At 29.1% G+C, this 14188-nt stretch carries 16 protein-coding genes; 12 read left to right on the plus strand and 4 right to left on the minus strand.

Going from position 1 to position 14188, the window contains the following annotated elements; translation table 11 throughout:
* Positions 1–3: 3 nt before the first annotated feature.
* Positions 4–1563, plus strand: a complete 1560-nt coding sequence (locus tag SJY27_RS10245; RefSeq protein WP_397444738.1) for a serine hydrolase — start codon at positions 4–6, stop codon at positions 1561–1563.
* 3 nt (positions 1564–1566) lie between these two features.
* Positions 1567–2850, plus strand: coding sequence for a branched-chain amino acid transport system II carrier protein (gene brnQ / locus SJY27_RS10250; protein ID WP_397444739.1), 1284 nt, complete (start codon positions 1567–1569; stop codon positions 2848–2850).
* Positions 2851–2974: 124 nt separating this feature from the next.
* On the opposite strand, the gene SJY27_RS10255 is transcribed toward brnQ, so the two are convergent.
* Entirely contained in the window at positions 2975–3553 is a 579-nt protein-coding gene (locus tag SJY27_RS10255) for a Crp/Fnr family transcriptional regulator (protein WP_397444740.1), read from the minus strand.
* A gap of 282 nt (positions 3554–3835) precedes the next feature.
* On the opposite strand from SJY27_RS10255, the gene SJY27_RS10260 reads away from it, so the two are divergent.
* The 4 genes from SJY27_RS10260 (at position 3836) to SJY27_RS10275 (ending at position 6494) form a co-directional block, all read left to right on the plus strand.
* Entirely contained in the window at positions 3836–4675 is an 840-nt protein-coding gene (locus tag SJY27_RS10260) for a helix-turn-helix domain-containing protein (protein WP_397444741.1), read from the plus strand.
* 259 nt (positions 4676–4934) lie between these two features.
* Entirely contained in the window at positions 4935–5249 is a 315-nt protein-coding gene (trxA, locus tag SJY27_RS10265; protein WP_397444742.1) for a thioredoxin, read from the plus strand.
* 241 nt (positions 5250–5490) lie between these two features.
* Complete coding sequence (locus tag SJY27_RS10270) at positions 5491–6039, plus strand: carboxymuconolactone decarboxylase family protein (RefSeq protein ID WP_397444743.1); 549 nt, start codon at positions 5491–5493, stop codon at positions 6037–6039.
* A 98-nt stretch (positions 6040–6137) separates the two neighbouring features.
* Complete coding sequence (locus SJY27_RS10275; protein ID WP_397444744.1) at positions 6138–6494, plus strand: plastocyanin/azurin family copper-binding protein; 357 nt, start codon at positions 6138–6140, stop codon at positions 6492–6494.
* 47 nt (positions 6495–6541) lie between these two features.
* On the opposite strand, the gene SJY27_RS10280 is transcribed toward SJY27_RS10275, so the two are convergent.
* The gene (locus tag SJY27_RS10280; RefSeq protein WP_397444745.1) at positions 6542–7129 is read right to left on the minus strand and encodes a hypothetical protein; all 588 of its coding nucleotides are present in this window, start codon (positions 7127–7129) and stop codon (positions 6542–6544) included.
* 2 nt (positions 7130–7131) lie between these two features.
* Complete coding sequence (locus tag SJY27_RS10285) at positions 7132–7701, minus strand: YceI family protein (RefSeq protein WP_397444746.1); 570 nt, start codon at positions 7699–7701, stop codon at positions 7132–7134.
* A gap of 124 nt (positions 7702–7825) precedes the next feature.
* Here SJY27_RS10285 and SJY27_RS10290 point away from each other — a divergent pair, with 124 nt between their 5' ends.
* On the plus strand, positions 7826–8686 hold the full coding sequence (locus SJY27_RS10290; protein WP_397444747.1) for a winged helix-turn-helix domain-containing protein: 861 nt from the start codon (positions 7826–7828) through the stop codon (positions 8684–8686).
* A 33-nt stretch (positions 8687–8719) separates the two neighbouring features.
* On the opposite strand, the gene ppk2 is transcribed toward SJY27_RS10290, so the two are convergent.
* Positions 8720–9520: a polyphosphate kinase 2 gene (gene ppk2 / locus SJY27_RS10295; protein WP_397444748.1), complete on the minus strand. Its 801-nt coding sequence runs from the start codon at positions 9518–9520 to the stop codon at positions 8720–8722.
* A gap of 143 nt (positions 9521–9663) precedes the next feature.
* Between ppk2 and SJY27_RS10300 the strand changes: the two genes are divergently transcribed.
* From SJY27_RS10300 to SJY27_RS10320, 5 genes are all read left to right on the plus strand, one after another.
* Entirely contained in the window at positions 9664–10452 is a 789-nt protein-coding gene (locus tag SJY27_RS10300) for an alpha/beta fold hydrolase (RefSeq protein ID WP_397444749.1), read from the plus strand.
* Between the two features lie 69 nt (positions 10453–10521).
* The gene (locus tag SJY27_RS10305; RefSeq protein ID WP_397444750.1) at positions 10522–11526 is read left to right on the plus strand and encodes a sugar kinase; all 1005 of its coding nucleotides are present in this window, start codon (positions 10522–10524) and stop codon (positions 11524–11526) included.
* 405 nt (positions 11527–11931) lie between these two features.
* A complete protein-coding gene (locus tag SJY27_RS10310) occupies positions 11932–12474 on the plus strand; it encodes an RNA polymerase sigma factor (RefSeq protein WP_397444751.1) in 543 nt (180 codons plus the stop codon).
* Positions 12464–13000, plus strand: a complete 537-nt coding sequence (locus SJY27_RS10315; RefSeq protein WP_397444752.1) for a hypothetical protein — start codon at positions 12464–12466, stop codon at positions 12998–13000. The genes SJY27_RS10310 and SJY27_RS10315 overlap by 11 nt, the downstream gene beginning before the upstream one ends.
* On the plus strand, positions 12981–14105 hold the full coding sequence (locus tag SJY27_RS10320; RefSeq protein ID WP_397444753.1) for a hypothetical protein: 1125 nt from the start codon (positions 12981–12983) through the stop codon (positions 14103–14105). The genes SJY27_RS10315 and SJY27_RS10320 overlap by 20 nt, the downstream gene beginning before the upstream one ends.
* The last annotated feature ends 83 nt before the right edge of the window (positions 14106–14188 follow it).

Consider the following 14188-nt stretch of genomic DNA (forward strand, 5'->3'; position numbering starts at 1 on the left):
TTTATGATATCTAAATTAAAACCCTATATTTTATTATTTATTACTGGTGTATTTGTTATTCATGCCAATGCTCAAATCAAAGAAAAAAAACTAGACGACCTTGTAGCAAAAACGTTAACTACTTTTGATGTACCAGGAATTTCTGTCGGAATTTTAAAAGATGGAAAAATTGTGCATGCTAAAGGTTATGGACTGCGCTCTTTAACCAACAAGAAAGCAATGAACGAAAATACTTTGGTTGGTATAGCTTCCAACAGTAAAGGTTTTACTTGTTTTGCATTGGCAATGATGGTAGATGCAGGCAAACTAAGTTGGGATGATAAAGTAAGAAAACACATTCCAGAGTTTCAATTGTATGATGCTTGGGTTACAGAAAACTTTACTGTAAGAGATTTAGTGACGCATAGAAGTGGAATGGGTTTAGGTGCTGGAGATTTGATGTTTTTTCCTGAAGGAAACGATTTTAAAGTAAAAGATGTTATTAACAACGTAAAACACTTAAAACCAGAAACTTCTTTTAGAAGCAAATTTGCATATAACAACAATATGTTTATTATTGCTGGTGAGGTTTTAAAACGTGTTAGCGGCCTTTCTTGGGAAGAATTTATAGAAAAAAAAATTATGAAACCTGTTGGTATGAAAAACAGTAAGGCATCTTACAACAGGGTTACCAACAGAACCAATATTATTGATGCGCATACTAGAACAGAAGGAAAAGTTATTCAAATTCCACATGATTGGAGCGAAACTGCAAATGCTGCTGGCGGAATTGTAAGTAACGTAAAAGATATGTTAACTTGGGCTAATTTTTTAATGAATGATGCTGTTACTGTTGATGGAAAAAGATTGCTGAGCTCCAAACAATTTTATGAACTTTGGCAACTACAAGCTCCTTTAAAAGTGGGTAAAAATGATAGTTATAATTCTAATTTTAGAGGTTATGGTTTAGGCTGGTTTTTAACAGATGTAAAAGGAGGTTACAAACAAGTATATCACACAGGTGGTTTATTAGGTACTGTTACTCAATTTACAATGATTCCTGATTTAGATTTGGCAATTATAGTTTTAACCAACCAAATGAATGGAAATGCCTTTAACACCATTACAAATACCATTAAAGATAGTTACTTAGGATATAAAGACAGAAATTGGTTAAAAATTTATGGTGATAGAAACACGAAAAACCTGACATATAATGACGATTTAAAGGCCAAAGTTTATGCACAAGTAGAAACTGCAAAAAAGAAGGGAAACTTACCAAAACCATCGCAAATTACAGGAACCTATCATGACAAGTGGTTTGGAGATGTTGTTATTTCTTATGATGGAAAAACCTATACTATAAAAAGTAAAAGATCATCAGATATTGTTGGAAAACTGTTACCCTATAACCCAACTACCTATGTTGCCAAATGGAACAATAGAAGTTTTGACGCAGATGTTTTTGTACAATTTACCTTTAATGAAAATGGTAAAGCACAAGCTGCAAAAATGAAATACATTGCACCAATTACAGATTTTAGTTTTGATTTTCATGATTTAGATCTTCAAAAAATAGATTAACTTATGAACAAAACGAAAGAAATCTGGATAGGAGGTTTTGCTTTGTTCTCTCTATTTTTTGGTGCAGGAAATTTAATTTTACCACCAACTTTAGGCTTAAAATCGGGTTTAGATTGGTGGATAGTTGTACTTGGTTTTGTAACCACAGCAGTTACTATACCTATTTTAGCCATTTTTGCACATGCAAAACTACAAGGTACTTTGTACGATTTTGGCAAAAAAGTATCACCTCTTTTTAGTACTATATATTGCTTTTTGATTTATAGTATTGCTATTGCAATTCCATCTCCAAGAACTGCAGCAGTAACTCATGAAATGACTGTACAACCTTTCTTTAATTTAGAGGCCATTTATACAAGTATCATTTATTTTGTTTTAGTGTTTATTTTTGCTATAAATCGTTCTAAAATAATTGGTTTAATAGGTAAGTTTTTAACACCAATTATTGTATTTATTCTACTAATTATTATTGGAATAGCCATTTTTTCATCACCAGAAAACAGGAATGCATCAACCTTTACCACACCTTTTGTAGATGGTATTTTAGAAGGTTATCAAACCTTTGATGCTATTGGCGGTGTTGTTGTTGGAGCCGTAATTATCATCTCTTTAAATTATAGTAGCCATACTTCGTTTGCTGCAAAAAGAAAACTGATTAGACAAGCTGGTTTTATTGCAGGTACTAGTTTATTGTTAATTTATGGAGGTTTAATTTTAAGCGGTTCTTTGTATTCATCAACTTTTGCAAAAAATGCAACAAGAACCGAAGTTTTATCAAGCTTAAGTTCACAAACTTTAGGGAATTTAGGAACCGTTTTTTTAAGCGTTTTAGTAGCTTTAGCCTGTTTTACAACAGCTGTTGGTATTGTAACTGGTACTGCAGATTATGTAAAGGGTGTTTGTAAAGATTCACAAAAAGCATACATCATTACTGCTGCAATTGCGTCTTTAATAGGAATTATTGTGGGTAGCTATCAAGTAGATTTTATTATTACTTTAGCTGTACCAGCATTAATGTTTTTATACCCAATTACTATCGTATTAATTTTATTAAATATTGTCGATGACAAATTTGCATCTAAATTGGTATTTAGAGTTGTAGTTGTAGTTACTTTTCTATTTAGTATTCCAGATTTTTTGGGTTTTATAATCCCTAGGGCACATTTAACAGGTATTAAAAATATTATTCCATTAGCAACCTATAATTTAGGGTGGGTAATACCTGCTTTGCTCAGTTTTATAATGGTAAACAGCTATAAACTATTTTATAAAAGCAAAAAAGCTTAAGTATATTATGCTTAAGCTTTTTCTCTTCTAATTTAAAAATTGGGGGATTTTTATTGCTATGTAATTTATACAAATTTAGCATTTTTGTTTGTTTTTAAAATTGATGTATGTTAAGAAATACAAATTAGTGTATTGACTTTCTAATTCTGCTTAAACTTTCTGTAGTGATTCCTAAGTAAGAAGCAATATGGTAGTTTCTGATAGATTTTGATATTACTGGATAAGTACTTATAAATTTTAAATACCTTTCTTTTGCGGGTTGAGATAAGTATTCTAAAATCCTTTTTTGAAAACCTGCAAATGCCCTTTCCATCTTTTTCCTGAAGAATATTTCTACTTTAGGCATTTTTTCGCATAACTGATTCATGTTTTCTCGAGAAAATTGATAAATAACAGCATCTTGCAAACATTCAATATTCATTACAGATTTTTCGCCACTAAAAAATGCGGTATAATCACTAATCCACCAATCATTTACAGCAAACTGTGTGGTATGATCTTTACCTTGAGCATTAATAAAGTAAGACCGTAAACAACCACTAAAAACATAATATTGGTTTTTTACGTAAGCACCAGGAATTAAAAGAATATCTCCTTTTTTTAAATGTATCTTACTAAATTTACTATCAATAAAAGCAATTTCTTTCTTTGAAAAAGAAATATCTTTAAAAATCTCTAGTGCAATTGAGTGTTCTTTTTCCATATTCGCCTCACAAAATAAAATAGCGCAATTATTTATTTATAAATATAGTAAAATTTTGTTTGAATTATGACTAAAAAACACAAAACAATACCAACTAATTAAAGTACGTAGTTTAATAATGGCTTTTACTTTTTATTAAGATACTAGCTCTTTAAATAAAGCATTAAGTTTAGATTCTTGTAGTCTATTTTTAAAAAGATGTATTCTTAAAAAATCTAAAAAAGCAATTATAAAATTATATTTTGCATAATTTTTACGACCAATACAACATAAACTACAACAATGGCAGCTCTAGACATTATAACCTATTCTTTTAAAAATATTTTTTCGTTAAGTACAGTTTCGTTTGAAAAAGCATGTAAGCTAGAACATTCTACACAACAAAATGCCTATGCTATTTATTGGATTCAAAACGGAAAAGGAACCTATAATATAGATTTTGAACAATATACTTTTAAAGATAATGTACTCTTTTTTTTATCTCCAGGACAAGTATTTACAGTAGATTCAGAACACATAAAAACCGCTTATAAACTTACCTTTGTAAGAGATTTTTACTGCATTCAAACCCATGACAAAGAAGTAGCTTGTAATGGCGTATTATTCAATAATATTTATGAAACCCCTTTTGTGCAACCTTGTAAAAAAGATACTCAAAAACTACAGTTTATTTTAGAAAGTCTTATTGATGAGTTTCAACAAAACGAAACTGCACAATACGATATGCTGCAATCCTATTTAAAACAATTTATGATTTGTTCGGTTCGTATTCAGAAAGAAAACCACACCCTTAAAGAAGATACAGAAACACGGTTATTTAAAGATTTTAGTTTATTGGTAGAACAGAATTTTAAGACCATGCACACTGTCACAGAATATGCAAATCGATTAGGTGTTTCTCCAAAATCAATTAGCAAACATTTTCAAAAAATAGGTACAAAAACACCATCCGATTTTATTAAAAATCGAATTTTAATAGAAGCAAAACGTTTATTAATTTATACCGATAAAACCGTTAAAGAAATAGCCTTTGAACTTGGTTTTAACGATCCTGCATACTTTACTCGTTTTTTTACCAAAACCATTTCTAAGTCGCCCTTACAATTTAAAAAAGAGTATTAATTTATACCTTGTTTTATTTTTTATAATTAAGGCGTGCCCTTTCAGGTCAGGCTTTCACTACTCGCTTTTTTTTCGTTCCTCAAAAAAGAGCTCAAACAAGTCGTTCAATCCTTCACGCACTTTTTTGCCAACTATTTTCCCTGTCCAAACAGTAGGAACCTTTGTCCATTTTTAAACCTTAATATTGGTTGCATCTTTGCAGTGTCAAACACAAGTACTCACATTCCGATAATTAAAAAGGAATATAAAAAACAATAAAATGGAAACAATTTTAGAGCAAACAGACGTAAAAAACATCATTAGAAACAACCCAAATGTAGTATTAGATTTTTATGCAGATTGGTGTGGCCCTTGCCAAACTTTATTGCCAACAATACACAAATTAACAGACGAATTAAAAGACGATGTAATTATTAAAAAAGTAAATGTTGATGATTATCAAGAATTGGCAGCAGAATTTAGCATCAGAAACATACCAACCTTAATTTTTTTTAAAGAAGGAAAGCCCGTAAATAGACACACAGGCTTAATTACAGAAAAAAACTTAAGAGACAAAATTAACAGGCTGAAGTAAAAAAACAGACAGTCCAAACCAAAGGAACCTTTGTCCATTTTTAAACACTGCTGTTGGTTGCATCTTTGTACCATCAAAAGAAAACAACTAAAACAATAATTATGAAAACAATAGAACAAACACCATGTCCAAACTGTTGGGGTTATCAAACCTACGATGACCAAAATCAAGAACAACAAATTTGCACTTGCAATTAAGAATACCATCAAAATAAATTTAAAAACAAATTAAAACAAAAATTATGAGCACATTTAACGTACCCACAAAAAACGAAGTATCAGAAAACAACCAAGCAATTTTTAATCAATTAGAAAAAGGATTAGGTTTTGTACCAAATATTTACGCAGCTCTTGCACATAGTGATACTGCATTGGGTAATTTTTTAACAATAGGACAAGGAAAAACAAGTTTTTCTGCAAAAGAAAAAGAAGTGATTAATTTGGCTGTAAGCCAGGTAAATGAATGTGTATATTGTTTATCTGCACATACTGCCATTGGAAAAATGAATGGTTTTTCTGAAGATCAAATATTAGAATTAAGAACAGGAAATGCTTCTTTTGACACAAAATTAGATGCTTTAGCAAAATTTGCAAGAAGTGTTGCTATTAACAGAGGAGCTACAACACCAGAAACTGTAGAAAACTTTTATGCAGTAGGCTACACAAAAGGAAGTTTAGCAGATGCTGTTTTATTAATTGGAGAAATTACCATTACAAATTACTTTCATAAAACAACAGATGTTCCTGTAGATTTTCCAGTAGCACAAACATTAGAATTAGCAACAGTATAATAAAAAGACTCACTAGGTTTTGCCTTGTGTTTCTATTAAAAATGTCATTCCCGTAAAAACGGGAATCTAAATCCATAAAATATAAAACAATAGAAATCATGAAAAAATTAATAGCAATAGTAGTAATTGTATTAGGTTTTGCATTTAACACAAATGCACAAAAAGTAAAAACAGTTTCTTTAGAACAAACAAAAGGTGAATTTACCCAGAAACAAATTACCTTATCTGAAGGAACCTATATTTTTGAAATAGCAAACACCAATGTTGGTCATAATGTAGGCTTTGTGTTAGCCCCAAAATCGGACATTAAGGCGCATATAAAAAATGCTTATGTTACTGCTCAAGTAAAAAATAATGAGAAGGAAACCTCTAAAAAAGTGGTTTTAACAAAAGGAGAGTATGTGTATTTCTGTCCTTTAAATCCAACACCACAATACACGTTAATTGTTGAATAATCTTTTTAATTCAAATGATTGGGTGAGCAGCAATGTTCACCCTTTTTTTATTGAATACAAACTTCATTTATCAACTCTATTTTATTTAAAGTTTCCCAAACCTTATGCGTAAACTCTTTTGGAGAAAAGGCAAATAACAACACCGTTTTTTGTGCTTTTTTACAAAAATTACTCTTAATTTTTACATTTAAAGTCAAACTTTTGTTGGTAGCAAACCGATCAAAAATTGTTACTTTACCTTCAAAATAAGTAGTTTTTCTATTTCTTTTTACTTTAATTATTGCTGCTGTAGTTTGTTTAAGATTAGCTACATCATCCATATCAACTTTATTTAAGCTATTAAAATACTTTATTAAATCTATAGTCAATTCTTTTGCTTTTATTTTTCTATTTACATTAATGCTCCAGGCGTAAGTATATGACCAAAAATTGGGGTGATTTGGTTTTATCCATCCTTTGGGTGGAAAACGCACTTCTCCTACCCCAATATAATCCATATTTCTTGCAGGAAAACGCAACACTTCTTGCCCCCAAGTGGAATCTAACTTTATTAAATTGAATTCGTTTTGTTGTCCAAAACTAGGTAAAGAACAACATAAAATAACTGCTAGTAAAATAATTGTATTGTTTGTCATGTTTATTGTAGTTTTATAAAAGTATCAAAACCTATGGCATCAGAAATAAAACTATTTTTAAATTTACTTTGGTAATTTATGCCCCATTCTTTTCTATCAATTTTAAAACGTGCTTGTAGTTCTTGTTTCTTATAATTAAAATTCACAAAAAATTGTATCGGTTTTGTGATGTCTTTAATGGTTAAATCAGCAAAAATTCTTCCGTCATAAATTTCATCATTAAAATACTCAACATTTTTAATTTTTAGTTTTGCAGTTGGGTGATTTTTAACATCAAAAAAATCTTCATTTTTTAAGTGATCTACTAAATTAACTTTCAGTGCTTTTTCTTTAATATCTGTATTAGTTATAGAATTCATATCAATAATAAATTCTCCACCAGTAATTACTTTATTTTCTTTAATAAAAAAGCCTTCTTTAAAGTTGATGTATCCATCATGACCTCCAAAATTAAAAGTAAGCTCTCCAATCCATTTTATGGTGCTTTTGTTAGTGTCTATATTTAATTTTTCTTGAGCATGTAATAATTGCATGGTAAATAATAAGCTTATTGCAATACCTAATTTTTTCATCTTTATTTGTTTTAATGATTATTAGGTAAAACTATTTTTAGTCCTTGAAAAAAATGTCAAAAAAATGTAAAAGAAGTGTCAACAGTTGTAAAATCTGAGAAAATTATTGGTTATTTGTATTAATATGACAAAGAAGAACCTCTTAAACAGTTTACTTTTAGCTTCCTTTATTTTTGTGTTGCAGAGTTTTTATCCGCAGAAAAAAAATAAAACCGACTTTTCTGAAAGCGTAAAAATTATTTTAAGAGCAGTTGGCAATCAATTGTTATTGATTCAAGGAGACTCTACGTCTTTAATTTTACCTGTAAAAGAAATAAAAGAAGGTAAGTACGAGGTATCGTTTCAAAAAGAGTTAACTTTTGAACCCCATGAACTTGTTAAGATTGTAAAATTAAATTTCGAAAAATCTTCACTTTCTAATAATTATAGAGTAGAAGTTATACAGTGTACGGATGACGAAGTTGCTTATAGTTATGAGATAAATGCTGATGAGGAAAAAACTATTATCCCTTGTTCTGGCAGAAAATTGCCTAAAAATTGTTATTTAATTCAGGTACATTTTTTAGAGGAAGTAAAATCTAATGATTTAACGCTATACTACATTTTTATTCCATTGATTTTAGGTTTCTTTTACAGAGAATTTATTTTAAACAAAAAGAAAGGTAATAGTACCTCTAATCACAAAGTAAATGAACAAGTATTGGGTAGTTTCTTTTTTTATCCTGATCAAAATAAACTGGTTAAAAAAGCTGTAGAAATTAACTTATCCAAAAAAGAATGTGAGCTTCTAGCAATTTTTATTGCCAACAAAAACAAGGTGGTAAAAAGAGAAGAAATCACCAAAAAAGTTTGGGAAGACAATGGTGTTTTTGTGGGTAGAAGTTTAGATACTTATATTTCTAAATTAAGAAAAAAATTACAAGAAGATAAAAATATAAAATTAACAAACATACATGGAGTTGGCTATAAATTAGAGGTAAAATAAAAGACAAACTTTTAAGTTCGTTTTTTATATAATTTAAAACTTCTCTGGCACAAATGTTTGGTAATTCATTGGTGGCCTTACATAAGCCTTATTGTCTGGCAAAGGAGGTAAAGCTACAGGCTCTATATTCATTTTTTTGTAAGGTATTTTACTTAAAACATGACTAATACAGTTTAACCTTGCTTTCTTTTTATTATCAGAATTTACCACAAACCAAGGTACTTGCTTGGTATCTGTATGCGCAAACATTTTGTCTTTAGCCTTAGAATATTCTAACCATCGTGAACGTGATTCTAAATCCATAGGGCTAAATTTCCATCTTTTTAACGGATTAGAAATTCTGTTTTTAAAACGTCTTTCTTGTTCTTCATCACTTACAGAAAACCAATATTTTAAAACAATAGTACCAGATCGTACTAGCATACGTTCAAACTCAGGACAAGAACGTAAAAACTCATCATATTCATCATCTGTACAAAAGCCCATTACTTTTTCTACACCAGCTCTATTGTACCAACTTCTATCAAACAAAACAATTTCGCCAGCAGCAGGTAAATATTGCACATATCTTTGAAAATACCATTGCGATTTTTCGCGTTCTGTAGGCACACCTAAAGCCACAACTTTACATATTCTAGGGTTTAAAGGCTCTGTAAAACGTTTAATTGTACCTCCTTTTCCAGATGCATCTCTTCCCTCAAAAATGATAACTACTTTTAAACCTTGACTTTTTACCCATTCTTGCAGATGCACCAATTCTTCATGTAATTTTTTGAGCTCTTTTTCGTAATTAAAATTTTTTTGTGCTTTGTTTTCTGTGTTAGATTTTTCCATAATGCCAATTTACAAAAATTTGAAAAAGAAAAGAATAATACTTTTTGTAGTGCTATTTTGTACCGTAAAAAACCTCAAAATAAAGAGTTAGCTTTGTATATCATTAAAAAAAGTTATTTTTGCATGAATCTTAAAATCAATTTTTGTTAAATTATTATTCATATCCTCATAAAAAATCTACAGAATGGGTAACTTTTGTTCATGGTGCTGGAGGCAGTAGTTCTATATGGTACAAGCAAGTTAGAGATTTTAAAAAGCATTTTAATGTATTGATTTTAGATTTAAGAGGCCATGGAAATAGCCAACCAAAGTTAAAAGATACCTTTAACCCCAAATACACTTTTGATTCTATTACCAGCGATATTGTTGAAGTAATTGAGCATTTAAACATTACCAAATCTCATTTTATTGGCATTTCTTTAGGCACCATTTTAATTCGTAATTTGGCAGAAAAAAGACCTGAATTGGTTAACAGTATGATTATGGGTGGTGCAATTATTAAATTAAATATTCGTTCTCAAATTTTAATGAAATTAGGGGTAATTTTTAAATCTGTAGTACCTTATATGTTACTCTATAAGTTATTTGCTTTTATAATTATGCCCAGAAAAAATCATAAGAAATCTAGATCTTTGTTTGTAAACGAGGCTAAAAAACTCTATCAGAAAGAATTTATACGTTGGTTTAAATTAACCTCAGAAATAAATCCGCTTTTACGATTTTTTAGAACAAAAGATATTAAGATTCCTACTTTATATGTAATGGGTGCAGAAGATCACTTATTTTTACCTTCTATAAAAAACATTGTAAAGCTGCATAAAAAAGCATCACTATTTGTAATTGAAAAATGTGGTCATGTGGTTAATGTAGAACAGCCAGAAGCCTTTAACAATCAAACTATTGGTTTTATACAGTCATTAAGAATCTCTTAGTTTAACTTCTTTATAATATTTTCTAATTATCAACTGTAAATCTTTACTTTCACAAAATAATTTTTTAAGATGAATCAGGTAATTACTTTTGGTGAAGTGTTAATGCGTATATCACCTCTTGGCAACAAAAAGTTTGTACAATCTAATGCTGTAGAGTTTTATTTTGGTGGTACAGAAGTTAATGTGGGTATTTCTATTGCTAATTTTGGCGGAGATGTAAAACATATTTCTTGTATTTCTGATGATTTTATTGGTGATACTGCCATTTCTTATTTAAATAAATTTAGTGTAGACACCTCATCTATTGTGCGCTCTCAAAGACCTTTAGGTGTCTATTTTTTAGAAGTAGGTGCTGTTATGAGACCCAGTTCTATTTCCTACAACCGTTCGCACTCTTCTTTTTCTGAAATTTTACCTGCTATGGTAAATTGGGAAAAAGCTTTAGAAAATGGAAAATGGTTTCATTGGACAGGAATAACACCTGCTCTAAACAAAGGCAGTCAACAAACTTTATTAGCTGCTTTAAAATTGGCTAGAAAAAAGGGAATGACAGTTTCTGCAGATCCTACCTACAGAAGTGGATTGTGGAAATATGGAGAAAACCCAAAAGAAGTATTGGCAGAATTAATGCAATACTCTACTATTTTTATTGGTGGTGTAAACGAAATTAATGAGCTCTTAGAAACTGAATATTCTTTTTCTAATGAAGATTTTATAAAGGCAAGCAAACATTTAATTAATGAATACCCAACTATAGAAAAAGTTTTTGACAAAATAAGAACTTCTATAAATTCTTCTTGGCATAAAATGAAGGCAAGAATGTGGAATGGAATGGAATTTAAAGAAACAGAAGAGTTAGATATTACTCATATTGTTGATAGAATTGGTACAGGAGATGCTTTTGCTGCAGGTGTAATACATGGTTTACAAAACTTTGACGATTACAAAGCCATGGAATTTGGCAACGCTGCTTGCGCCATAAAACACACTTATGCAGGTGATGTAAACTATGCAAACGAACAAGATGTAATGGGTATTTTACAAGGCAATACTACTGGAAGATTTAATAGATAATAAATTTTAATTTTCTAAAATACCTAAATTACACTTTAATAGCCTACTTCTAAAAAGATTAGTGATATTAACGTATATAATTGATCTGTTTATTACATTTCTTAAGTTAATCTAAAATCCATTAAGCAAGGGGTTTTGCCAACAATCACGATTTACTTTTTTAGGAGATTTCTTTGTTAAAAATCATTTTTCTGCACACAAAACTAATCGAAAAGGCAATCTTACTTCTCTAAAAACTCCCCAAATTATCTCATTGCCTTTTTTGATTATCACTCTATTTTTTAATGAAAGTTATCTATTATACAGCAAAAGGATACTTATATTGTGATAAAAAACAGGTTATTATAACAAATTTGAAACTCTAATTAAAACTTTTCGTTTTAAACATAGAACCAACCTGCAAGAATGTCTAAAGAGCTACATTTTTTAGTAAAACAAAGTAAAAAAGGCAACCAAAAAGCACAGCTAAACCTGTACGATTTGCACTGCAAAGCCATGTTTGTAATTGCTTGTAGGTATTTAAAAAACAAAGAAGAAGCCAAAGATGCTATGCAAGATGCATTTTTAAAGGCCTTTTTAAACCTAGAGCATTATGTTGATGGCACCAATTTTAGTGGCTGGTTAAAGACGATTATGATAAATACGTGTATTGATCAACTGAAAAAGAAGAAACTAGAAACCGTTTCAATTGAAAACTATCCCTTAGAAATTTCCAATAATGATGATTGGCATTTTGATGCGAATATTACGAAAACCACAATTTTAGAAACGATAGATAGTTTGCCTTTAAAATATCAATTGGTAGTCAAATTATATCTGTTAGAAGGTTATGATCATCAAGAAATAGCAAATATTTTAAAGATACCCATTTCAACCTCAAAAACAAGATTACGAAGAGGGAAATCAGTATTAAAACAACAATTAAAAATCAAAACATATGGAACGTGATATCAGAAATTTATTTAAGGTTGATGAGCATTCTAACATAGAATTACCAAATAATCATAGAGAAGACTTTATTGCAAAACTTCAAATTCAAAATAAAAAGAAGCAAGCATTTAAAAAATCATCATTATTAAAAATTGCAATAGCAATTGTGTTAATATTTAGTGCATCCATATATGTTTTTGTTGGTAATCAATCATCCTTAGAAAATAAAGAAGAAAGCACTTTTCAAGCACAAATTAAGGCCATAGAAAAAGAATATTTAGAGAATATCAATAGTGAATGGCAACAGTTTTTAGCAATTTCTAACGATAGTATTTTGATAAAAAAATATAGAGTTAAATTGAAAAATTTTGATAACGAATACCGTAAAATTACCAATCAATTACAAAAAACACCCAATAACATAAACATCCTAGAATCATTAATAAACAATTTGCAAAGACGTTTGGAATTGGTTAAAAATATTAAGGAACATATTAAAGAGTTGAACCAAAAAAACACTAGTAATGAAACCATATATTTATAGTATACTTTTCCTTTTAGGGATAAATTTCTCCTTTTCACAAACAACAGAAGTACTTCTTAAAAAGAGTTATAAAGTTGATGAAAATACAGTTCTTAATTTAGATTTAGACAATGTAGCTATTGTTTTTGAAGAATCTTTTGATGATAAAATTCATTTTGATTATGAAATGACTTTTATTAGGTATCCAAAAAGAAAGAAAGAAGATTTATTAGATGGCGTAAACGTAAAAACTTTCAAAAAAGGGAATTTTATTAATTTAGATGTAAAAAACTCCATGTATGTTGGAATGAGTAAAAGTCCACTTCTTTCAATGGATTCTCTTAAAGTAGCTATGACAAATTATATGAAATACCATAAAAAAAAGAGTAATTTATATAAAACTAAAGATTCTTTAATAAATGAAATAAAGTATAGTTTGGGGGGAGAGTTAAATAGTTATCTTTTTAGCAATAGAGGTAAATATGCAAATGATGCCTTTATAAAAAAACAAAAAGACATTGATAAAAGTTTTATTATTAAAGTGCCAAAATATATAGCGATTAAAATTAAGGCCTTACACTCAAACCTCACTTTTAATTATGATGTTAAAAAAACAATCACTGCAAATACATTTAGAGGGAAATTAAAGTTTAAAAAATTACTCTCAAAGGATAATAAATTTCAACTCATATATGGATTTTTTCAAGTATTAGAAATTCAAGGAGGTAACTATCGTTTTAAAGGTGTTCACCCTTCAAAAATTGGTTCAGTTTCAAATACAAAAATTGATTCAGAAACATCAACAGTTAGAATTGGAGAAGTAGGAAAAAATGTAGATTTAGTCGATTTCAGCAGTAAACTTTACCTTTATAATTTCAGTGATAATTTTACAAAATTTAATTTTGCAGGAGATTACTCTAAACTAAACCTCTACAAAGTAAAAGAAAGCAATTATGCAATGAATGTTTTTGGTTTAAAAACCACCTTAAATATGAATAATACAAAAACCACTTTTGGAACATCGAACGAAAAAGAATTCAGTAAAATTTTAGAGAAAAAGCCCAAAGCAAATTCTTCAGAAACTATTGAAATCAAGTTAAAAAATGGAATTTTAAATATTAACTAAATTAAAGAACCAAATTTTATATTTTTATTGAAAGTTTTTTTTGAACCTTGTGGGTATTTAAGATACATAAACTAAACTCCTAC

This window comes from Polaribacter sp. R77954 (assembly GCF_044595335.1).
In the GTDB taxonomy this organism is placed as follows: domain Bacteria; phylum Bacteroidota; class Bacteroidia; order Flavobacteriales; family Flavobacteriaceae; genus Polaribacter.

Bases quoted from the DNA above. Each gene is read 5' to 3' on its own strand.
- SJY27_RS10245 (WP_397444738.1), top strand. From the start codon at position 4: ATGATATCTAAATTAAAACCCTATATTTTATTATTTATTACTGGTGTA.
- brnQ (WP_397444739.1), top strand. From the start codon at position 1,567: ATGAACAAAACGAAAGAAATCTGGATAGGAGGTTTTGCTTTGTTCTCT.
- SJY27_RS10255 (WP_397444740.1), bottom strand. From the start codon at position 3,553: ATGGAAAAAGAACACTCAATTGCACTAGAGATTTTTAAAGATATTTCT.
- SJY27_RS10260 (WP_397444741.1), top strand. From the start codon at position 3,836: ATGGCAGCTCTAGACATTATAACCTATTCTTTTAAAAATATTTTTTCG.
- trxA (WP_397444742.1), top strand. From the start codon at position 4,935: ATGGAAACAATTTTAGAGCAAACAGACGTAAAAAACATCATTAGAAAC.
- SJY27_RS10270 (WP_397444743.1), top strand. From the start codon at position 5,491: ATGAGCACATTTAACGTACCCACAAAAAACGAAGTATCAGAAAACAAC.
- SJY27_RS10275 (WP_397444744.1), top strand. From the start codon at position 6,138: ATGAAAAAATTAATAGCAATAGTAGTAATTGTATTAGGTTTTGCATTT.
- SJY27_RS10280 (WP_397444745.1), bottom strand. From the start codon at position 7,129: ATGACAAACAATACAATTATTTTACTAGCAGTTATTTTATGTTGTTCT.
- SJY27_RS10285 (WP_397444746.1), bottom strand. From the start codon at position 7,701: ATGAAAAAATTAGGTATTGCAATAAGCTTATTATTTACCATGCAATTA.
- SJY27_RS10290 (WP_397444747.1), top strand. From the start codon at position 7,826: ATGACAAAGAAGAACCTCTTAAACAGTTTACTTTTAGCTTCCTTTATT.
- ppk2 (WP_397444748.1), bottom strand. From the start codon at position 9,520: ATGGAAAAATCTAACACAGAAAACAAAGCACAAAAAAATTTTAATTAC.
- SJY27_RS10305 (WP_397444750.1), top strand. From the start codon at position 10,522: ATGAATCAGGTAATTACTTTTGGTGAAGTGTTAATGCGTATATCACCT.
- SJY27_RS10310 (WP_397444751.1), top strand. From the start codon at position 11,932: ATGTCTAAAGAGCTACATTTTTTAGTAAAACAAAGTAAAAAAGGCAAC.
- SJY27_RS10315 (WP_397444752.1), top strand. From the start codon at position 12,464: ATGGAACGTGATATCAGAAATTTATTTAAGGTTGATGAGCATTCTAAC.
- SJY27_RS10320 (WP_397444753.1), top strand. From the start codon at position 12,981: ATGAAACCATATATTTATAGTATACTTTTCCTTTTAGGGATAAATTTC.